This is a genomic window from Oerskovia flava (assembly GCF_026163685.1).
Taxonomy (GTDB): domain Bacteria; phylum Actinomycetota; class Actinomycetes; order Actinomycetales; family Cellulomonadaceae; genus Oerskovia_A; species Oerskovia_A flava.
Genome location: NZ_JAOXSR010000001.1, coordinates 133,058 through 152,981 on the forward strand (window position 1 = coordinate 133,058; position 19,924 = coordinate 152,981).

Below are 19,924 nucleotides of genomic sequence, written 5' to 3' on the forward strand. Positions count from 1 at the left end.
CGAGACGGCGGTGGGCCGCGGGAGCACCGTCGGTAGACTCGGCTCCCGTGAAGATCCTCGTCATCGGTTCGGGTGCCCGCGAGCACGCCATCGTCCACTCCTTCGCCGCCGAGGCCGGTACCTCGGCCGGTGGGGCGCACGAGCTGCACGCCGCGCCCGGCAACCCCGGGATCGGTGAGGTGGCGGCCCTCCACCCCGTGGACGCGCTCGACGGGGAGGCCGTCGCCGCCCTGGCCACCTCGATCGGTGCGGAGCTCGTGGTCGTCGGACCGGAGGCGCCGCTCGTCGCCGGGGTCGCCGACGCCGTGCGCGCCGCCGGGATCCCGTGCTTCGGCCCCGGCGCCGAGGCCGCCCGCCTCGAGGGCTCGAAGGCGTTCGCGAAGGACGTCATGGCCGCGGCGTCGGTCCCGACGGCGCTCGCGCACGTGTGCAGCGACGTCGACCAGGTCGCCGACGCGCTCGACGCGTTCGGTGCGCCGTACGTCGTCAAGGACGACGGTCTCGCCGCGGGCAAGGGCGTCGTCGTGACCGACGACCGGCAGGCGGCGCTCGAGCACGCCGCAGCCTGCTTCGCGACGCCGCGCGCCGCCGCTGACGGTGAGGCACAGGTGGTCGTCGAGGAGTACCTCGACGGCCCCGAGGTGTCGCTCTTCTGCCTCAGCGACGGATCCACGGTCGTCCCGCTCGCCCCGGCGCAGGACTTCAAGCGCGCCCTCGACGACGACGCCGGCCCCAACACGGGCGGCATGGGCGCCTACAGCCCCCTGCCCTGGGCGCCGGAGGGCCTGACCGACGAGGTCGTCACGCGCATCGCGCAGCCGACGATCGAGGAGATGGCCCGTCGCGGCACCCCGTTCGCCGGCGTGCTCTACGTCGGCCTCGCGCTCACCAGCCGCGGCACACGCGTCGTGGAGTTCAACGCCCGGTTCGGCGACCCGGAGACGCAGGTCGTCCTCACGCGTCTCGCGACGCCGCTGTCCACCGTCCTGCTCGCCGCGGCGCGCGGTGCGCTCGCCGACCTCCCCCGGCTGCGCTGGCACGACGACGCGGCCGTCACCGTGGTCGTCGCGTCCCACGGCTACCCGGGGACCGTGCGCAGCGGGGACCCGATCACGGGTATCGCCGACGCCGAGGCGCTCGCGGGGGTGCACGTCCTGCACGCCGGCACGGCACGCGACGGCGACGGCACGCTCGTCAGCGCCGGTGGCCGCGTGCTGTCGGTCGTCGCACGGGGCAGCGACCTCGCCGACGCGCGGCGCCTCGCCTATGCGGGCGTCGACCAGGTCGTGCTGCCGGGTTCGCACCACCGCACCGACATCGCGGCGAAGGCCGCCGCCGGCGAGGTCGAGCTCGCAGGCTGACCCCGCGGGACTCAGTCCTCCGTGTCGTCGGGTCCTTCCCAGCCCTCGAAGCCGTCGGTGAAGATCTCCTCGTCGAGCAGGTGCGCGCTGCCGCCCAGCAGCGACCGGGTGATCCGCTCCGCCTCCGCGGTCATCTCGGTGACGGCCGCGGCGAGGTCCTCGTCGCCGACGTCGTGCCCCGCCTCCGCCGCGACGAGCACCGCACGGCGGATCACCTCCTTGACGAACGACGCCGTGACGCCGTCGGTGCGCCCCGCGGCGTCGTCGAGCGCGGCGGTACCGAAGCCGAGATCGCCCCGGTAGAGCTCGAAGAGCCGGCGCCGCGCGGGGAGGTCCGGCAGCGGGATCTCGACGGCGAGGTCGACCCGGCCGGGACGCTGGGCGAGGGCCCGTTCGAGGAGGTCGGCCCGGTTGGTGGTGAGCAGGAACGCCACGTCGGCGTCCGGCCCCAGCCCGTCCATCGCGTCGAGCACCTCGAACAGCAAGGGCTGCGGGCCGTCGTGGAAGGACCTGTCCTCCGCGATGAGGTCGCAGTCCTCCAGCACGATCATGGCGGGCTGCAGCGCGCGGGCGGTCTCTGCCGCGAGGCCGACGAGCCGCAGCGACGTCCCGGCGAGGACGATGACGGTGGTCTGCGGGCTCGCGCCGGTGAGGTGGCGGACGGTGTGCGTCTTGCCGGTCCCGGGCGGCCCGTAGAGCAGGACGCCCCGCTTGAGGTGCTGGCCCGCGGCCAGCAGCCGCTCGCGGTGCCGGGCGACGCCGAGGACCTGCCGCTCGATCCGCTCCAGCGTCCCGGGCGGGAGCACGACGTCCTCGGCCGCGACGGGCAGCCGCCGCAGGAACGTCATGCCACCGGCCGTCGGCTCGTACTCGGAGGTGGTGAAACCGACGACCTGCCCGCGCAGGACGCTGTGCTCGATCATGGCCTCGCGCAGCTCGGTGAGCAGGACGAGCCCGGTCTCCTCGTCCGGTGACATCACCTCGAGCGACCCCGGGGTGCCGTGCTGCGGGCTCGGCGCGCGTTCCAGGACCGCGACCGGCACGTCGCGGAACCGGAAGAGGTGCAGCCCGAACGCGATCACCCGCCGCTCGCTGTCGGGCCCGGTGGCGGAGCGGGCGTAGTCGACCGCTCCGACGGGGAACTGCTGCCACATGCCGGACTGCTCCACCATCTCGGACAGGGAGGTGTGCCGACGCTGCTCGCCGCCGCCGATGCCGACGACCTCGCCGCCGCCGTGCCGGGTGACGACGGCCTCGAGGGCGACGTCCGCGTCGACCGTGCGCAGCGGGGACATGGTCTCGGTGAGCACGGCCAGCTCCTGCGGAGGGACCCCGAGATGGTCCGCGAGCAGCTCGGCGACGGTCCGCCGGCCCTGTGTAGCGCGCTGCTGGGCGTGCTGGTTCACGGCCTCCATGAAGCCGCTGAAGGTGTCGAGGAACGCCGTCGTCCGGCTGTCGAGCGCGGTGGCCGAGGTCTCGGGTGCCGCCGTGGTGTCGGCGGGCGTGGTCGAGGGGGCGCCGGGGGTGCGGTCCATGGATGGGACACTAGTGGTCGTGACCGACAGCCACGACGCCCTCGACACGTCCGCCCTCGAGCTGCCCGGGTGGCGGCACGTGTACTCCGGCAAGGTCCGCGACCTGTACGAGCCGGACCTGCCCGCGCTCGGTGGAGTGCACCCCCTCGGCGACGTCGTGCTGGTCGTCGCGAGCGACCGGGTGAGCGCCTACGACCACGTGCTCTCCCCGGGCATCCCGGACAAGGGCGTCGTGCTCACGCAGCTCAGCCTGTGGTGGTTCGACCAGCTCGCCGACCTCGTGCCGAACCACGTGGTGAGCACCACCCCGAGCGCCGAGCCCGGCGACGGTCTGGTGCCCGACGTCGTCGCCGGGCGCGCGATGATCTGCCGCCGGCTGGAGATGTTCCCCGTCGAGTGCGTGGTGCGCGGCTACCTCACCGGCTCCGGCCTGGTCGAGTACCGGGCCGGCGGGAACGTGTGCGGGGTGCCGCTGCCCGACGGGCTCGTCGACGGGTCGCGCCTGCCGGAGGCGATCTTCACCCCCGCGACCAAGGCCGCGGTGGGGGAGCACGACGAGAACGTCAGCTTCGAGGTCGTGGCCGAGCAGGTCGGTCTCGACGCCGCGACCCGGCTGCGCGACCTGACGCTCGCCGTCTACGCCCGTGCCGAGGAGATCGCGCGCGAGCGCGGCGTCGTCCTCGCGGACACCAAGCTCGAGTTCGGCGTCGACCCGAGCACGGGGTCCACGGTCCTCGGGGACGAGGTCCTCACCCCGGACTCCTCCCGGTTCTGGCCCGCGGACGAGTGGGAGCCGGGGCACGCGCAGCCCAGCTTCGACAAGCAGTACGTCCGCGACTGGCTCACCTCCGACGCCTCGGGCTGGGACCGCGCGGGTGACGCGCCGCCGCCGGACCTGCCCGCCGACGTCGTGCAGCGCACCCGCGCCCGCTACCTCGAGGCGTACGAGCGGCTGACGGGCGCCCCGCTGGCCTGAGCGCGCGCCCGGGCGTAGACGTGCCCGCTCGGCGCGGTCCAGCGCACCTCCCCGGCGGCGGTGAGCGCGGGCCGCCACCCGGTGCGGGCCCGGACGACGTGGTGGTGCCGGCACAGCGCGATGAGGTTCCCCGCCGCGACGAGCTCGTCCGTGCCGGGCGCGCGGGGGTCGGGTGGGACGACGTGGTCGACGTCGCAACGGAACGCCGCGACCGTGCACCCCGGGAACGTGCACGTGCGGTCGCGGGCCAGCACCCGCGCGATCGTGGTGGACGACGGGCGCGGTGGTGCACCGGGTGGCTCGTGCATGGCCGGACTCCTCTGCGTGGGTGATCCCTCGGACGGACGATTCGAACGCCTGTTCGATCATGGACGAGACTACGGCGAGACACCGACAGCGGCGAGGGCGCGAGCGGGTAGACTCGGCGCCGGAAACTTCGCCGTCGAGCTTCCGGGGAATCGGGCCTCCGCGGCACCGCCGCAGACCTGCCCCGGAGGTCGCGGCGCCCGTCACGTCCGCAAGGAGCCCCCGTGGGACGCGTTGTCGTCGAGGTCATGCCCAAGCCCGAGATCCTGGACCCGCAGGGCAAGGCCGTCGTCGGCGCCCTGCCCCGGCTCGGCTTCACCCAGTTCACGTCCGTGCGCCAGGGCAAGCGGTTCGAGCTCGAGGTCGAGGGCGACGTGACCCCCGAGGTCCTCGCCGCCGCCCAGGAGGCCGCGATCAAGGTGCTGAGCAACCCGGTCATCGAGGACGTGGTCCGCGTGGCCGACGCCGTCACCGACTCGGCCGGGACGGTCACCTCCGAGGGCCTCGCCTGATGACCGCGCCGCTCGCCACGACGGACGCGACCGCGCTGAGCGCGGTCAAGGTCGGTGTCATCACGTTCCCCGGCACGCTGGACGACCGCGACGCCGCACGGGCGGTGCGCCTCGCCGGCGGCGAGGCCGTGTCCCTGTGGCACGCCGACGCCGACCTGCACGGCGTCGACGCGGTGGTGCTCCCCGGCGGGTTCTCCTACGGCGACTACCTGCGCGCCGGCGCGATCTCCCGCTTCGCACCCGTCATGGAGTCCCTCGTGGACGCCGCCCGCGGCGGGCTGCCAGTCCTCGGCATCTGCAACGGCTTCCAGATCCTCACCGAGGCGCACCTGCTGCCCGGGTCGATGATCAAGAACGACCACCTGCACTTCCTGTGCCGCGACCAGGTCCTCGTCGTCGAGAACGCGGACACCGCCTGGACGCGCGACTACGCCCAGGGACAGCGGATCACGATCCCGCTGAAGAACCAGGACGGTCAGTTCGTCGCCGACGACCGCACGCTCGACGAGCTCGAGGCGGAGGGCCGCGTGGTCTTCCGCTACGACGGCTGGAACCCGAACGGCTCGCGCCGCGGGATCGCCGGCATCAGCAACGCGGCGGGCAACGTCGTCGGGCTCATGCCGCACCCCGAGCACGCCGTCGAGGCAGGGTTCGGGACCGCCTCCGCGTCCGGCCCGCGGGCCGGCACGGACGGTCTCGGCTTCTTCACCTCGGTCCTCGGGTCCCTCGTCCGCGCGTGAGCACGGCATCCGTCGTCCTGCACGACGTCGACTGGAACGACCCCGAGGCCACGCACCTGCGCGAGATCCAGCAGGTCGAGCTCTCCGCGCTGTACGGCGTGGACCTGGGCACCAGCGACGTCGGGGACACGATCGAACCGTCGGCGGTCGTCGCGACCGTGCTCCTGCGGCTCGGTGAGCAGGCCGCGGGCTGCGGGACCGTGCGCGACGTCTCCGGCTCGCCCGACGGGCGCGGCGGCGTGCACCCACCCGCGACGGGTGAGGTCAAGCGGGTCTTCGTGGCCCCGGAGCACCGCGGTCGCGGGCTCTCGCGCGCGCTGATGGCCGAGCTCGAGCGGCGGGCGTCCGCCGCGGGCCTGCGCACCCTCGTCCTGGAGACGGGGACGCTGCAGCACGAGGCGATCGGGCTCTACCTCGCGCTCGGCTACCTTCCCATCGAGCGGTACGGCGCCTACGCGGAGGAGGCCGACTCGCGCTGCTTCGCCAAGGAGCTGCCCGTACCGGTCGAGGTGCGCGAGGTCCCGTGGGACGACCCGGACGCGACCGCGCTGCGGCGGGAGATGTCCGAGACCTCGAGCCAGGTGCTGTACCCGGAGGTCGTGGAGTACCTCGCCGCGCGGGGTGGGTTCGAGGCGGACGACGCCGACCTCGGGCGGGAGGTCCTCGTGGCCTTCGTCGCGTACCGGGACGGTGAGCCGGTCGGGACGGTCGCGCTGCGCCGTCCGGAGCCCGGTGCGCCGGCCGGTGCGGCCGAGGTCAAGAAGCTCTTCGTGGTGCCCCGTGGGCGTCGTAGCGGTGCCGCCCGGGAGCTCATGGCCGCCGCCGAGCGGGCGGCGCGGGAGCGCGGGCTGCGCCGGCTCCTCCTGGAGACCGGGATCCGGCAGCCCGCCGCGATCACCCTCTACCGGTCTCTCGGGTACCGGCCGGTGCGCCCGTTCCCGCCGTACGAGGGCAGCACGATCGCACTGTGCTTCGCCAAGAACCTGCCGAACTCATGACGTCTGTCACCCCCTTGGTGACGATTCGCCCCACTAAGATCAAGTCGTGATCACCGTCGCCTCTGCAGCGCCCGTCGTCCCTCTCTACGACGCCGTCGACGCCCTCATCGGCCTCGGCGCGCGGTTCCCCGGGTCGTGGGGCGCGGCCGCAGCCCAGCTCGAGGCGCGCGTGGCGGAGCAGGGCGGTGTCCAGGCGGCGCTGCACGAGCTGCTGGAGACCGCACCCAACCTCCCGCTGCTGCTCGCCGCGGCCGGGGTGGCGCTCGTCGCCGGGACCGCGGCAGCCCTGCACGTGCGTCCCGCACGACGCGCAGAGCCCGTCCGGCGGTAGCCGACGGGCTGGGTGGGACCGTGGACGAGGTCGTGCTCTCGCTCCCGTTCGCCGGCCGATGGCTGGCGAGGAACAGTCCGGCGCGGCGTGTCCCCAGCCACGGGTCCGACCTGTGGGGAGAGCGCTACGCCATCGACTTCGTCGGGGTCGACGGTGGTGACGACGACAGCATCGACGTGACCGACCGCGCGGACCGGCGGACCGCCCGGCAGCGGGACTGGCGGACGTTCCTCGCCGCCGAGCCCGCGGAGCGGTTCTACGCCTATGGCCGCCCGATCCTCGCACCCGCCGACGGCACGGTCGTCGCGGCGCACGACGGTGAGGTCGACCACGAGGGCCGCCGGTCCCAGCTCGCGCTGGTGCCCTACATGCTGGGTCAGGCGTCACGTGTCCGCGCGGGGGTGGGCACGGTCGCGGGCAACCACCTGGTGATGGCCCTGGGCGGGGGCCGAGGTCTGGTCGCCCTGGCGCACCTGCGGTCGGGCTCGATGCGGGTCGGCATCGGCGAGGAGGTCACCGCGGGACAGGTCCTCGCGGAGTGCGGCAGCTCCGGCAACTCGACCCAGCCGCACGTGCACGTCCAGGTCATGGACGACGCTGACTTCTCGGTCGCCCGCGGTGTGCCCATGACCTTCCGTCAGTTCCGGGAGCGGCCACGCCGCGCGCGGGAGTGGCACACCCGCGCGGCCGGGATCCCGGGCGAGGGCGCGCTCGTCGAGCCGCTGCCCTCCGCAGCGCGCGAGCACGCCTGACCTGACCGGCTCCTCACGTCACCTCACGGCGGCACGGCTCCGCCCAGGGGACGGTGCCGGTGGGCCGTCATCCCTGCAGGAGCGGTCGCACCTCGCGGCCCAGGAACTCGACGAAGCCCTCCAGGTCGGGCTCGTCCGCGGTCGGCTGGATCGCGACCGCGGTCGCACCGCTCGCGACGAGACGCTGCACCGAGCGGGCGATCTCGTCGGCGTCGCCGGCGACCCCGATCCCGGCACCCGCCGACTTGCCCCACAGGGTCGCCTCGGCGTCGACGCGCGCCTGCGCACCGGGTCCGGTCGCCGCGATCTGGGTCGCGAGGACGTCCCGGACCATCCCAGGTGGTGTCCAGCGGCCGTCGGGCTCGACGCCCAGCGCGGTCTCGCAGGCCCACCGGACCTCGTCGTCGGTGAGCGCCGTCGTCAGCAGCACCCCGTCACCGAGCCGCCCCGCCAGCTCCAGCGTCCTCGGGCCGGAGCCCCCCAGGTAGAGCGCGGGCCGGGGGTCCGGCGGCCAGTCGAGCTGGACGTCCTCGAGGTGCACGTAGCGTCCCGAGACGGTCACCTTCTCCCCGGTGAGCAGCCGGCGCAGCGCCTCGGTGTGCTCGGTGAGCAGCGTGAGCGGCGAGTCGACCCGCCCACCCACCTGACCCATCCATACCTGCACGCCGTGCCCGATCCCCGCGGAGAACCGGCCGGGGAACATCCGCGCGAGCGTCGCGATCTCCATCGCGGCGATCCCGACGTTGCGCAGGGGCACGGGCATGAGGCCGATCCCGACGTGGATCCGTTCCGTCCACGCGAGCGCCGCCGCGGCCGAGGCCACGCCGCTCTCCTTGAAGCAGTCCTCCCACACCCACAGCTCGTCCAGCCCCGCCGCCTCGGCCGTCGTCGCGAGCGACCTCAACCGCTCGGGCGGCCACGTGGGGGCGAAGACCACCCCGAGGCGGGGGGTCGGCGGTGAGGCGAGGGGTTCAGACTGCGTCGTCGTCATCCGCTCATCGTGCACGGAGCCTCCGACACCACGTTCGTCACCACGTTTGTCACCGCGCACGTCACGGCGCGCCGGTACCGCGCAGGTAGACGAGCTGGGCGGTGACGCTCTGCCGCGCGGCGCCCCGCACCGAGGGGTCGACGTCCCCGTAGACGTGCGCGACGACCAGGTCCACCGCGCCGGGCGCGCTCGCGTCCACCCCCTGCGCCACGAGCACCGCACGCACCTGGTCGAGGCGCTCGAGACGGTGCGCACGGTAGGCACGGACCTTCTCGCCGAGGTCCTCGACGGCCGGTCCGTGGCCGGGCAGCCCGACCACGGCGGGCCCCTCCGGCCGGGTGAGGGCCTCGAGCCGGTCCAGGCTCGCCAGGTAGTCGCGCAACGACCCGTCCGGCTCGGCGAGCACGGTCGTGCCCCGACCCAGGACCGTGTCGCCCGTGAGCACGCTCGCCGACGGGCCGTCGTCGGGCAGGACGAAGCAGACCGAGTCGGCCGTGTGACCGGGGGTGGCGAGCACCTCGATGCGCACGCCCGCCGCCTCGATCACCTCGCCGCCGGTCAGCGGCCGCCCGCCGTGGCAGTGCGCGGGGTCCGCGGCCCGGACCGGCGCACCCGTGCGGGCGTGCAGGCGGGCCGCGCCCCCGGTGTGGTCGGCGTGCCGGTGCGTGACGAGCACGAGCTCGACCCGCGCACCGGAGGCCAGGCGCTCGAGGTGCACGACGTCGTCGGGCCCGGGGTCCACGACCACGCGCCCGGCGTTCCCCGGCGCGGCCACGAGGTAGGAGCGTGTGCCGTCGAGGGTCATGGGCCCCGGGTTGTCCGCGCGCACGACGGTAACGAGCCGGGTCACGGGCGTCGGGGCGGGACCGGTCGGCGGCGTCCGCATGGGTCTCCGGCGTGCAGCCGGGCCGCTCAGGCCCCGTGCCGCAGGACCGCCGGCCGTCCGGCCTCGTCCCACTGCGCGAAGCGGGCGTCGATGAGGGGCGCGACCTGGTCGTAGCTGTCCCACGTGTCCGGCACGCGGTAGACGTCGGTGGCCACGCCGTCCTCCGGGCTCAGCGCGTCGACGTAGTCCTCGAGGTACAGCCCGCCGGCATCGTCGTCGCTCTCCGGGTCACCGTCCGTGTCACCGTCCCCGCCGGCGTAGTACGCCGCGGCGAACGCGTTGCCGACGTCGGTGAGCGCGTCGTCGGTCAGCGCGCCGTCCAGGGCGAGCACGAGCCGGGCGCCCGTGGTGGCGCGTTCGCGCAGGGCTGCGACGTCGTCGGCCAGCTCGTCGAGCAGCCGGTCGGACGCATGACCCGACAACACTGCCCACGCGAGGAACAGCCCGATGTGGGTGGCCGCGGCCTCCGGGGGCAGGTCGGCCGGGAAGTCGTCCTCGGTGTGCCAGGCCACGTCGTCGTACGTCATGCCCGTGACGCTACCCGAGTGCGGCGGCGAGCAGCTCGAGCGTCTGGGTGCGTCCCGGCGTGGCGTCGAGGGGCTCGTCCTCGCGCGAGCCCGCGACGGGGACGACCATGACCTCCTCGACCCCGTGCCGCTGGGCGAGCCGGCGCAGCTCCGCCGCGGCCTCGTCGGGGTCGCCGATGATCCAGGCCGACGCGGTGTCCGCGATCATCTCGGCGGTGAGCGAGTCGACCTCGCCCGCCTGTGCCGCCTCGACGGACTCGAGCGCGCCCAGGGGGCGGCCGGTGCGCAGGCGCGTCATGAGGCGCAGCTGCGGCAGGGCGCGCGCGTACGCCTCCTCGGCGGTCCGGGCGACCGACACGTTCGCGGTGAGGAACGTGCGGGGCTCCGGGTGCGCCTCGCTCGGGTTGTAGCCGTCGCGGTAGAGCGCGAGCACCTGCTCGATCCCGGCGCCGGAGAAGTGGTTCGCGAACACGTACGGCAGGCCGAGCTCGGCCGCGAGCCGCGCCGAGTAGTCGCTCGAACCGAGCAGCCACACCGTGGGGGAGCCGTCCGCGGCGGGGGTGGCGCGCACGTCGTAGACCTGCCCGCTGGTCAGGCGCAGCTGCGCGCCGTCGGGGCTCATGAGCGCCATGATGTCGGTGACGTGCTGCGGGAACCGGTCGACGTCCGCCGTCGGGCCGGTCGCGCGCAGGAGCTGCGTGACCACCGGGTCGCTGCCGGGGGCGCGCCCGAGGCCCAGGTCCACGCGGCCCGGGGCGATGGCCTCGAGGGCGGCGAACTGCTCGGCGACGACGAGCGGCGCGTGGTTGGGCAGCATGACCCCGCCCGAGCCCACCCGGATCCGCTCGGTCGTCGCGAGGGCGGCGGCGATCATCACCGGGGGAGTCGACGCGGCGACCGCCGGCATGTTGTGGTGCTCGGCGAACCAGTAGCGGGTGTACCCGAGGCGGTCGGCGAGGCGCACGAGGTCGAGCGAGGCGGTCAGCGCCTGCGCGCTGGTCTGCCCGGCACGCACCGGGACGAGGTCGAGGACGGACAGGCGAGGACCGGGGGCAGGCGTGGTGTTCATCGCCTGGGTCAACGGTCTGCCGCGCCGCCGCATTCCGGCGCATCAGCGCAGCGGTTCGCGCAGCCCGCTCGCGCGGCGCACCGGGTGCCCGACGGCGGCCCGCACCGCGGCCTCGCTGCCCACCACCCGCACCGCGTCCTGGGCGCGCGTGACCGCCGTGTACAGCAGCTCGCGCGTGAGGAGCGGCGACGTCGCGGGCGGGAGCAGGAGCGTGACCCGGCGGAACTGGCTGCCCTGGGCACGGTGCACCGTCATCGCGTGCACCGACTCGACGGGCGGCAGGCGGTGCGTGCGGACCCGCACGGGCGCGTCCGGGTCGCCGAAGACCGCGACCACACCGTCGCCCTCGGCGACGAGGACCCCCGTGTCGCCGTTGTAGAGCCCGACGTCCGGGGCGTTGGTCGTGACGAGCAGCGGCCGGCCCGCGACCCACGGGGTGTCCGTCGCGGGGCGGTCCGTGACCTCCTCGACCCAGGCCTCGACCTGGGCGGCCCAGCGGTTGCGACCTGCGGGGCCGCGGCGGTGCGCGACCATCACCCGGTGCTGGGCGAGCGCCGCGAGCGCTCCGGGGGCGTCGCCCGCCCGGGCGGCGGCGACCAGGAGACCGCCGGCCGCGACGGCGTCGCCGCGGACTGCGGCGAGCGCGGGCTCGTCGGGCTCGCCGTCGGGAGTCTCGAAGAACTCCACGGAGGTGTGCTGCGCCCGCAGCAGGTCGAGGACCGTGTCGGCCTCCCCGCGCCGGATCGCCTCGGCCAGCGGCAGGATCGCCGAGTCGCTGTCCTGGCGGTGGACCGTCCGCAGGCGCACGACGCCGTTGCCCAGCGCCGACCGGTCGTCGACCTCGCCCTCGGACGGCTCGGGGGCGTCCGCGAGGGCGCCCGCCGCCACGGTACGGATCGTCGTGGACGTCGGCGCGGCCACGACCCGGGGACGGTTCACCAGGTCGCCCAGCACGGCGCCCGCCTCGACGGACGCGAGCTGGTCCGGGTCGCCGACGAGGACGAGCCGGGCGTCGGGGCGCAGCGCTTCGAGCAGCCGCGCCATGAGCGGCAGCGCGACCATCGAGGTCTCGTCGACCACGACGACGTCGTGCGGCAGGTGGTGGTGCGCGTCGTGCCGGAACCTCGTCGTGCTGCCCGGGCGGTACCCGAGCAACCGGTGCAGCGTCGAGGCGACGGGAGCCCCGACGCGCTCGCGGTCGGCGGGGTCGTCGAAGCGGGCCACGACGTCGCGCACCGCCTCCTGCAGCCGCGCCGCGGCCTTGCCCGTCGGCGCGGCGAGCGCGACCCGCAGGCCGTGCGCGTCGCCGGCCCTGTCTCCGGGACCCCCGGCGGGACCGATGACCGGGCCGGCCGCGTCGTGCAGGACGGCGAGCAGGCGGGCGACCGTCGTCGTCTTGCCCGTGCCGGGCCCACCCGTGAGCACCGTGAGGCGCCGGTGCGCGGCGTGCGCGGCGGCGAGGCACTGCCGGGAGTCCCGCTCCGAGGGGAAGACGCGGGCGAGGGCGGTGGCCAGGCGGTCGTCGTCGACGGGCAGGTCCGGCGCCGCGAGCCGGCCGTCGACGTCGTGGCGGACCGCGAGCTCGTCCCGCCAGTAGCGGTCCAGGTAGAGCATGCCGTCGACCCAGCGGGCGGGCCGGTCGGCCGGACCGTCCACCCCGTCCGCGACGAGCGGGCTCCGGGCGACCATCTCGGTCCACGGTGCCGTCTCGGGCCACGGCAGGTCTTCGGCGGTGCGCACGGCCTCCTCGTCCTCGGGCAGCCGCAGGGAGCCGAGGTCGTCCAGCCGTACGCAGACCGACCCGCTGCGCAGCGCGCGCACCGCGAGCGCGACGGCGAGCAGCACCTGGTCCTCGTGCTCGCCCGTGAGCCGCCCGAGGCGCAGCGCGACCCGCAGGTCGGTCGCGGACAGCACACCTGCGGTGTTGAACTGCCCGAGCCAGGCGGGGACACCGACCGCGAGCCGCGGGTCGCCCTCGTCCGGCGCGGCAACCGGCAAGGACGCGGGTGCGGCCGCGGGTGCGGCCGGTCCGGTGGGGACGGGCGTGCCGGTGGGGATCATGGACGGCCTCCGTCGAGCAGGGCGGACACGGCGGCGACGAGCCCGGGCGGAGGCGTCCACGCGACGACACCGTACGGGGCGCCGTCGGGCCCGACGGGTGTGCTCGGGCCGGCCATGCCACGCACGAACAGGTACGCGCCGCCCGCGAGGTCGCGGTCGGGGTCGTGGTCGGGCAGGCGCCACCGCAGGAACCGGTGCAGCGCCACCAGGTAGAGCACGAGCTGCAACGGGTAGTGGGAGGCGAGCATCGCGTCCCGGGTCGCCTCGGGGTGGTAGTGCCCGACGGTCAGCGGCACCCCGGGCGGGCCGACGCGGTTCGTCTTGTAGTCGACGACGAGGTAGCGGCGCCGCCCGTCCTCACCCGGCACCCGCAGCACGGCGTCGATCGACCCGGTGAGGTACCCGCGCAGCGGGACGCCACCAGCGGGCGACCCGTCGGCCGACTCGTCGGCGAGGGCCGCCAGCAGGTCGGGGTACCGGACGAACGGGTCGTCGGCGGCGAGGTGGTCGCGCAGCACGTCCGCGAGGTCGCGCAGGGTCGACGGGCGGACGGCCGTCGCGTCGCCGCCCGCGAGCGGCAGCTCGAAGTCCAGCTCGGGGAGGCGGTCCCGGGGGTGTACCTCGGCGAGCGCGAGCCCTCCCGCGACCGGTCCGAGCGGGGTGCGGAGCGCGAGGCCGAGCGCCTCGGCGAGGGCGACGGGCTCGACGCCGGGGACCCGCACCGTCGCCGCCCGGGCGCAGCGGGTCGTGAGCTCTGCGTCGAGGTCGTCCGCGGCCGTGTCGACGTACTCGAGGATCTCGTGCACGAGCGTGCCGAACGCCGCGCCGCCCGGCTGCCCCTCGAACGGGGACGGCAGGTCCGTCCCGGGTGTGACGACGTCGTCGGCGCCGCCTGCGAGGTCCCCGACGGCGGGCGCGTCCTCCGCGCTGCTTTCCTCCGGCTCGTCCTGGACGCCCGGGTCCTCCGGCTCGGACTCGATCCCGCCGACCGGTCCGTGGTGCGCGGCCGCGGTGAGCGCGGAGTACGACGCGCGCCGCCACTCCCGGTCCGGAAGGTGACCGCCGGTCGCGACCTCGAGCCGGGTCTGCGGCCGCTCGCCGGGGGACCAGCGCTCGCCCCTCGGCCGGGAGGTGACCTGCTCGACCTCGACGGTCCCGCCCGAGCGTGCGGCGACGGCCTCGAGAGCGGCGTGCACGGCGTCGTCACGCATCGCGTCGGGGCGCGCGGAGCGGCCCGGCTCGCCGCCGAGCAGACGGTCCGCGAGCAGCAGCCGCGTCAACGGCCCGGACGCGGTGTTGCGCTTGGTCGGCGTCCAGTGCACCACCACCTGGTGCCGGGCCCGCGTGAGCGCGACGTACAGCAGGCGCAGGTCCTCGCCCAGCTCCTCGTCGCGCGACCGCAACCGTGCGTCGACGAACCCGGGGGACCCGACACCCCCGACGTGCAGCACCCGCTGCCCGTGGTCGTCGTGGAAGGTGAAGAGCTCCTGGTCGTCGGGCTCGTAGCGGTCCCAGCCGAACGGCACGTACACGACCCCGAACTCCAGGCCCTTCGCGCCGTGCACGGTGACCACCTGCACGGCGGCGGCGTCGGTCTCGAGGCGACGGGTCCGCTCGTCGCTGAACACCGTCCCGACCTCCGCGATGCGCGCCCGCAGCCACGCGGTGAGCGCCGCCGTGCCCAGCGACTCCGTGCTGGCGGCCTCGTGCAGCGACTGGGTGACGTGCCGCAGGTCCGTGAGGTACCGCTCGCCGTCGGCCCGGGCCATGACCCGAGCGGTCGCGCCGCGGCGCGCCGCGACCTCCGCGACGGCCGCCACGCCCCGGTCGGCGAGCAGCCGCGCCCAGGCACGCACCGTGTCGCTCAGCTCGTCGTGGTCCGCGTCGGTGGCCGTCGCCAGACGCTGGGCGTCCCAGCCGACGAACGGCGTGAGGGCGAGCGCCGTCGCCCGGCGGTGCAGGCCGGGCTGCTCCAGCGCGGCGAGGAGCGTGAGCCAGTCCTGCGCCGCCGCGGAGCCGAACACGCTCGACGGCCCCGACACGACCGCCGGCACGCCGAGCGCCACGAGCGCGGTCCGGACGGCCTCGGCCTGCGCGTTCGTCCGGGCCAGCACCGCGACGTCGCGCGGCTCGAGCCCGCGCCACACGTCGCCGTCCCGCATGCGGTCGACACCGAGCCGGCGCGAGATGTCGGCGGCGGTGTCCGCCGCGAGGAGCGTCCGCGCGTCGGGCGCCGACGGCGCGGACGACCCGGAGAGGCGGAAGGCGCGGCGCGTGACCTGCCGCAGCCGCACGGGTGCCCCGCCCGCCAGCCGGGCCTCAGGGTGTGCCGGCTCGACCGGCCGCACGACGATGCGCGGGTCGCCGAGCGCAGTCTCGCCCAGCAGCGCGTGCAGCCCGGTGAGCAACGGTCCGTCGCTGCGCCAGCTCGTGCTGAGGGTCGCGACGTCCAGCGCGTCGTCCACGGCCCGCAGGTACGTCACGACGTCCGCCCCGCGGAACGCGTAGATCGCCTGCTTGGGGTCCCCGATGAGGACGAGCGTGCGGTGCCCGTGGAACGCGGTGCGCAGGATCTCCCACTGGTCCGGGTCGGTGTCCTGGAACTCGTCCACCATGACGACCCGGAACCGGCTGCGCACCCGTTCGGCAGCGGTCGCCCCGTGCACCGGGTCCGTCAGCGCCCGGCGCAGCAGGACGAGCAGGTCGTCGTAGTCGAGCAGGTGCATCGCCCGCTTGCGGGCCTCGACCTCGCGACGGGCCGCCCCGGCGACCTCGCGGCGGACGGCACCCACGGAACCCACCGGGGCGTCGTCGGGCGCGAGCACCGCGTCGTGGTTGCTCACCGCGGCACGCGCGACGTCACGCACACCCTGCGGGGCGAGCGGCGGCTCGCCCTGGTCCGCGAACAACCGCACGTACAGGTCGTCCGAGACCTCCTCGACGAGGTCGGCGACGTCCGGCAGGAAGCTCGTGGTGAGGTCCACGTCGGCGGCGGTCCCGAGCGCGGTGAGCATCTGCTGGCAGAAGCCGTGCGTGGTCGTGATGGCCGCCGCGTCGAGCTGGGACAGCGCGACCCGCAACCGGTCGCGGCGCCGCCCGAGCTCCTCGTCGTCCGTCGCCGCGAGGAACGCCACGAGCGGGTCCGGGTCGTCGGCCGCGTCCGGTGCGCGCAGCGCGCGCTCGGCGGCGACCAGGCGCTCGCGGACGCGGTCGCGCAGCTCGGACGTCGCCGCGCGGCCGAACGTCACGAGCATGATCTCCGGCAGCGCCGCGATGCCTTCGGCGACGTAGCGGGTCGTCAGCGTGGCGATGGTGTGCGTCTTGCCGGTGCCGGCGCTCGCCTCGAGCACCACCGTCCCGGTGGGCAGCTCGCCGTGCGGGTCGAAGCGCCGGGGCGGGGCACCCGACGCGGAGGTGCCGGGACGGGCCGGGGTCGCCGGGGCGGGGCCGCTCATCGAGTACCTCGTCGCTCGTTCTCCAGCAGGGTGTCCCACACGCGCCGCGAGACGGCGCCGAGACGGGTCGGGTCGTCGGGGAGCCGGCCGAGGTCCGCCGGTCTCGCCTGGCCGCCGACGTCGGCCAGCGGGGCGTCCCGGCCCCAGGCGAGGACGACGTAGGGGTCCTTGCGCTCGAACCCCTTGTCCCACAGCCAGCCCGCGCGGACGAGCGCGTCCCGGGCGTCCGTGGTGCGGCGCTCCTCCGCGTACTTCAGCGACACCTCGGGCAGGAACGGCAGCGGCTCGCGGGCGGCCTCGTCCCGGAGCGCGACGAGGTCGGCCAGCAGGTCCGCCGCCGCGTCCGGCGGGGTGACCTGCGACCAGGCGACGTCCATGCCGCGGGACGAGCGGCCGATCGTCGTCGCGTCCCACGGCTGAGCAGGGTCGCTCGCGGCGAGGGCGAGCACCTGCACCCACGCCCGCAGCCGGTGCTTGGGTCCGAGCCTCGAGTACTCGGTGCGCACGACCCGCCGCCCGTGCACCCCCGGCACGGTGCCGACGAGCGTGCGTCCGCCCGGCAGCGCGGCACGGACGTCCACCGTCTCCCCGGAGCGCAGCACGTCGGGGCTCACGGGGCGGCCCGCGGCGGCGTCCGCCTCGCGCGCCGCCTCGACGGCCGCGACCCGGAGCGGTCCCACGGACTGCACGACGCGCTGCAGCGCGGACCGGCCGAGCTCGCGGGGCGGGACCTGACCGCGCCGCCACTCGGCCTGCATCGCCCGGCCCGGGTCCACCCCGGTGAGCGCGGCGCGCAGGACACGGTCGCCGACACCCCAGCCGGACAGCCCGGTCAGGGCGAGCGGGAGACGGTCGTCCACGTCCTCGGCGTCGACGACGAGACCGACGTCGAGCGTGTGCTGGGCGAACCACCGCGGTGCGTTCTCGAGGAGGCGGACCAGGTCGTCGAGCTCCACGTCGCTGCTGGTGCCGGTGCCCGCACCGGAGCCGGGGTCGGTCGTCAGGTCGACCGGCAGCTCGAGCGGTGCCGCGACGAGCGCCCCGGCCGCTCGACGCTCACCCCGTACGGCGCGCGCCCCGTCGAACGCGGCGACGTCGTGGCTGAACGGTCCGGGCACGCCGAGGGCTCCCGGCGTGAAGCTGCGCTCGTCCACGGTCTGCAGCGGGTGGCGGACGACCACGTGCTCGCGCACCGGCCCGCCGCCGGGAACCGTCGCGACCCGGTCCAGCGCGTCGAGCAGCTCCGCGACCGGCACGGCGGGGGGCCGCGGTGCGCCGGTGCGCTCGTCGGCGCCCGTGTGCACGACGACGAGGTGGTCACCCGCGGCCGCGACGGCGTCGAGGAAGATCTGCCGGTCCTCGCTGCGCGGGTCGCGCTCACCGATCTCCGGGTGTCGCGCGAGCAGGTCGTCGCCGGCGGGCGAAGCGGTGCGGGGGAACGCGCCGTCGTCCAGCCCGAGCAGGCAGACGACACGGTGCGGCACCGACCGCATGGGTTCCAGCGAGCACACCGTGAGCGCGCCCGTGCGGAACCCGGAACGGGTCGCCCGGCCGGCGAGCCGGTCGTCGAGCACGGCACGCACGTCGGCGAGCCGTAGCTCCACGTCGCCGTGCGCCGATCCGCTCGCCCGCACGTCCCCGAGCACGCGGCGTGCCGCGCCGACCTGCCAGGTCTCGGTCGGGGGCGCCTCGGCGAGCAGGGTGAGCGCCCGGTCGAGCGCGTCGAGCCAGTGCCCGAGCGGGTGCACACCCGTCAGGGCGCGGAGCACCTCGGTCAGCCGGGCGACGAGCTCGGCCAGGCGACCGGCGAGGTCGACGTCGGTCGAGCCGACGTCGTCGAGCGGCAAGGCCGGGCCGACGAACCGGGCGTCCTCGTCCGCCATCGCCGCCCCGAGCAGGATGCGGTCGAGCGCCGCGTCCCACGTGCCCTGCCGCACCCGCGCGTCGATGCCGAACCGCTCCCGCCGCTCGCCGTCCTCGCCCCAGTGCACCCCGGCCTCGACGGCCCACTGCCGCAGCCGGTCCACGTCGTCGTCCGAGAAGCGGAACCGGCGTCGCACGGGAGCGCTCGCCGCGAGGTCCAGCACCTCGGACGCCGTGACGCGTCCGTCCGCGAGGCGGAGCAGGGTTGCGAGCAGGCCGAGCACGGGGTTCGTGGTCCCGGGGCCGCGGTCCGCGAGGCTGACGCGCAGCCGCTGGCCGGGGTGCGCGTCGTCGCCCAGCTCGGGGACGGCGCCGAACGTCGCGGTGACGAGGGGGGCGAACGTCTCGATGTCGGGGCACAGCACGATCACGTCACGGGCCTGGAGCGTCTCGTCGGCGGCGAAGAGCCCGACGAGCGTCTCCCGCAGCACCTCGACCTGCCGCGCCCGGCCGTGGCAGGCGAGCACCTGCACGGACCGGTCGGCAGGGTCGACGACGTGCGCGCCGTCGGGTTCGTCGGCGCGCAGCGCGGACTGCAGCGCGCCGAGCAGCGTGGGCCGGGGCGCCGCCGTCGGGTGATGGGTGACCTCCGCCCCGTCGAGCCGGAGCTGCAGCTCGACCGCGTCGCGCGCGGTGGACCCGAGGAAGGGGTGCCGGGCGAGCGGCGGGACGTCGGCGCGGCGGGGCCGGGTCTCGGGCGCACCGTCCGCGTGCGCGGCGACCTTCTCCCACAGGCCGGGGGAGGGGTGCACCAGCCACAGGTGGACGTCGCGGTGCTCGGCGAGGGCACGCAGCACCCGCAGCTCGTCCTCCGGCACCCGCGTCGGGCCGAACACCGACAGCCGTGCGGGCAGGTCCACGACGGCGGGGTCGGCGCGCAACGCGTCCACCGCGTCGGCGACGCGGCGGGCGGGGTCCGTCCCGGGGACCCGGACGAGCAGGCGGCGCCACAGCTCGGGCTGCCAGGCCAGGTCATCCGGTGCCGTGCCCACGGAGGTGTCCCCGGCGGACCAGGCGAGCACGACGTCGGGCCGCTGCCGCGCGTAGTCGACGAGGAGGTCCGCGACACGCCGGGCGAGCGTGAGGCGACGCCCTCGTCGTACCTCGTCGTCCGGCTCGCCGACGTAGCGCGCGAGCGGCGCGGCCCACGGCTCGTCGAGGTGCGCGTCGAGCACCTCCAGCACGGACCAGGCGAGGCGCTCGGGCCGCCACGGGTCGTCGTCGGGCTCCACCCCCGTGAGGTCGGCGACGACCTGCTCCACCAGCCGCCGCGGCCCGCTGAAGTCGACGTTCGCGCACACCCCGGACACGGCGTCGGAGGCCCCCAGGTGGTGCGAGAGCCGCTGCGCGAGCCACCGCTCGACACCTCGCGTGGGCACGGCGACGACGTCGGGGGTGAACGGGTCGGCGGGCAGGTCGGCGAGCACGGCGGCGAGGGGCGCCACGAGCGCGTCCGCGCGCTCGGAGCGGTGCACGTGCAGCAACGAGGACCCCCATCGAC

The 19,924-nt window shown here is 75.7% G+C and carries 16 protein-coding genes; 7 read left to right on the forward strand and 9 right to left on the reverse strand.

The features are described from left to right. Positions 1 to 47 precede the first annotated feature (47 nt). The gene (gene purD, locus OHL10_RS00590) at positions 48 to 1,361 is read left to right on the forward strand and encodes a phosphoribosylamine--glycine ligase (RefSeq protein ID WP_265520209.1); all 1,314 of its coding nucleotides are present in this window, start codon (positions 48 to 50) and stop codon (positions 1,359 to 1,361) included. A gap of 11 nt (positions 1,362 to 1,372) precedes the next feature. Here purD and OHL10_RS00595 read toward each other — a convergent pair whose 3' ends face one another. Further along, the gene (locus tag OHL10_RS00595) at positions 1,373 to 2,896 is read right to left on the reverse strand and encodes an AAA family ATPase (RefSeq protein WP_265520210.1); all 1,524 of its coding nucleotides are present in this window, start codon (positions 2,894 to 2,896) and stop codon (positions 1,373 to 1,375) included. Between OHL10_RS00595 and OHL10_RS00600 the strand changes: the two genes are divergently transcribed. Next, on the forward strand, positions 2,895 to 3,872 hold the full coding sequence (locus tag OHL10_RS00600) for a phosphoribosylaminoimidazolesuccinocarboxamide synthase (RefSeq protein ID WP_425498899.1): 978 nt from the start codon (positions 2,895 to 2,897) through the stop codon (positions 3,870 to 3,872). The two genes, OHL10_RS00595 and OHL10_RS00600, sit on opposite strands and share 2 nt — an antisense overlap. Here OHL10_RS00600 and OHL10_RS00605 read toward each other — a convergent pair. Then, a complete protein-coding gene (locus tag OHL10_RS00605; RefSeq protein ID WP_265520212.1) occupies positions 3,827 to 4,180 on the reverse strand; it encodes an HNH endonuclease signature motif containing protein in 354 nt (117 codons plus the stop codon). The genes OHL10_RS00600 and OHL10_RS00605 overlap by 46 nt on opposite strands. Positions 4,181 to 4,402: 222 nt before the next feature. Here OHL10_RS00605 and purS point away from each other — a divergent pair, with 222 nt between their 5' ends. The 5 genes from purS to OHL10_RS00630 are packed head-to-tail and all read left to right on the forward strand — an operon-like array spanning position 4,403 to position 7,511. Then, positions 4,403 to 4,690: a phosphoribosylformylglycinamidine synthase subunit PurS gene (gene purS, locus OHL10_RS00610; protein ID WP_265520213.1), complete on the forward strand. Its 288-nt coding sequence runs from the start codon at positions 4,403 to 4,405 to the stop codon at positions 4,688 to 4,690. Beyond that, positions 4,690 to 5,430: a phosphoribosylformylglycinamidine synthase subunit PurQ gene (gene purQ / locus OHL10_RS00615; protein ID WP_265520214.1), complete on the forward strand. Its 741-nt coding sequence runs from the start codon at positions 4,690 to 4,692 to the stop codon at positions 5,428 to 5,430. Before purS ends, purQ begins: the two co-directional genes overlap by 1 nt. After that, positions 5,427 to 6,428: a GNAT family N-acetyltransferase gene (locus tag OHL10_RS00620; protein ID WP_265520215.1), complete on the forward strand. Its 1,002-nt coding sequence runs from the start codon at positions 5,427 to 5,429 to the stop codon at positions 6,426 to 6,428. Before purQ ends, OHL10_RS00620 begins: the two co-directional genes overlap by 4 nt. Before the next feature lie 46 nt (positions 6,429 to 6,474). After that, a complete protein-coding gene (locus OHL10_RS00625; RefSeq protein ID WP_265520216.1) occupies positions 6,475 to 6,759 on the forward strand; it encodes a hypothetical protein in 285 nt (94 codons plus the stop codon). Positions 6,760 to 6,779: 20 nt separating this feature from the next. Then, complete coding sequence (locus OHL10_RS00630) at positions 6,780 to 7,511, forward strand: M23 family metallopeptidase (RefSeq protein WP_265520217.1); 732 nt, start codon at positions 6,780 to 6,782, stop codon at positions 7,509 to 7,511. A gap of 67 nt (positions 7,512 to 7,578) precedes the next feature. Here OHL10_RS00630 and OHL10_RS00635 read toward each other — a convergent pair whose 3' ends face one another. The 7 genes from OHL10_RS00635 to recC all read right to left on the reverse strand — a co-directional run bounded on the left by OHL10_RS00635 (position 7,579) and on the right by recC (position 19,898). Then, a complete protein-coding gene (locus OHL10_RS00635) occupies positions 7,579 to 8,502 on the reverse strand; it encodes an LLM class flavin-dependent oxidoreductase (protein ID WP_265520218.1) in 924 nt (307 codons plus the stop codon). A 61-nt stretch (positions 8,503 to 8,563) separates the two neighbouring features. Then, positions 8,564 to 9,388, reverse strand: coding sequence for an MBL fold metallo-hydrolase (locus OHL10_RS00640; RefSeq protein ID WP_265520219.1), 825 nt, complete (start codon positions 9,386 to 9,388; stop codon positions 8,564 to 8,566). 26 nt (positions 9,389 to 9,414) lie between these two features. Then, on the reverse strand, positions 9,415 to 9,915 hold the full coding sequence (locus tag OHL10_RS00645; protein WP_265520220.1) for a DUF7832 domain-containing protein: 501 nt from the start codon (positions 9,913 to 9,915) through the stop codon (positions 9,415 to 9,417). Positions 9,916 to 9,925: 10 nt separating this feature from the next. Beyond that, positions 9,926 to 10,984 (reverse strand): LLM class flavin-dependent oxidoreductase, encoded by a 1,059-nt coding sequence (locus OHL10_RS00650; RefSeq protein WP_265520221.1) that lies wholly within the window; start codon positions 10,982 to 10,984, stop codon positions 9,926 to 9,928. Between the two features lie 42 nt (positions 10,985 to 11,026). Then, on the reverse strand, positions 11,027 to 13,045 hold the full coding sequence (gene recD / locus OHL10_RS00655) for an exodeoxyribonuclease V subunit alpha (RefSeq protein WP_265520222.1): 2,019 nt from the start codon (positions 13,043 to 13,045) through the stop codon (positions 11,027 to 11,029). After that, positions 13,042 to 16,500 carry a UvrD-helicase domain-containing protein gene (locus tag OHL10_RS00660; RefSeq protein WP_265520223.1) on the reverse strand — a complete coding sequence of 1,153 codons (3,459 nt, stop codon included), beginning with the start codon at positions 16,498 to 16,500 and terminating at the stop codon, positions 13,042 to 13,044. Before OHL10_RS00660 ends, recD begins: the two co-directional genes overlap by 4 nt. Further along, complete coding sequence (gene recC / locus OHL10_RS00665) at positions 16,497 to 19,898, reverse strand: exodeoxyribonuclease V subunit gamma (protein WP_265520976.1); 3,402 nt, start codon at positions 19,896 to 19,898, stop codon at positions 16,497 to 16,499. Before recC ends, OHL10_RS00660 begins: the two co-directional genes overlap by 4 nt. Positions 19,899 to 19,924 lie beyond the last annotated feature (26 nt).

Coding starts and splice junctions, on each gene's coding strand:
- OHL10_RS00600 (WP_425498899.1), top strand. CDS start 2,895: ATGGATGGGACACTAGTGGTCGTGACCGACAGCCACGACGCCCTCGAC.
- OHL10_RS00595 (WP_265520210.1), bottom strand. CDS start 2,896: ATGGACCGCACCCCCGGCGCCCCCTCGACCACGCCCGCCGACACCACG.
- OHL10_RS00605 (WP_265520212.1), bottom strand. CDS start 4,180: ATGCACGAGCCACCCGGTGCACCACCGCGCCCGTCGTCCACCACGATC.
- purQ (WP_265520214.1), top strand. CDS start 4,690: ATGACCGCGCCGCTCGCCACGACGGACGCGACCGCGCTGAGCGCGGTC.
- OHL10_RS00635 (WP_265520218.1), bottom strand. CDS start 8,502: ATGACGACGACGCAGTCTGAACCCCTCGCCTCACCGCCGACCCCCCGC.
- OHL10_RS00640 (WP_265520219.1), bottom strand. CDS start 9,388: ATGCGGACGCCGCCGACCGGTCCCGCCCCGACGCCCGTGACCCGGCTC.
- OHL10_RS00645 (WP_265520220.1), bottom strand. CDS start 9,915: ATGACGTACGACGACGTGGCCTGGCACACCGAGGACGACTTCCCGGCC.
- OHL10_RS00650 (WP_265520221.1), bottom strand. CDS start 10,984: ATGAACACCACGCCTGCCCCCGGTCCTCGCCTGTCCGTCCTCGACCTC.
- recD (WP_265520222.1), bottom strand. CDS start 13,045: ATGATCCCCACCGGCACGCCCGTCCCCACCGGACCGGCCGCACCCGCG.
- OHL10_RS00660 (WP_265520223.1), bottom strand. CDS start 16,500: ATGAGCGGCCCCGCCCCGGCGACCCCGGCCCGTCCCGGCACCTCCGCG.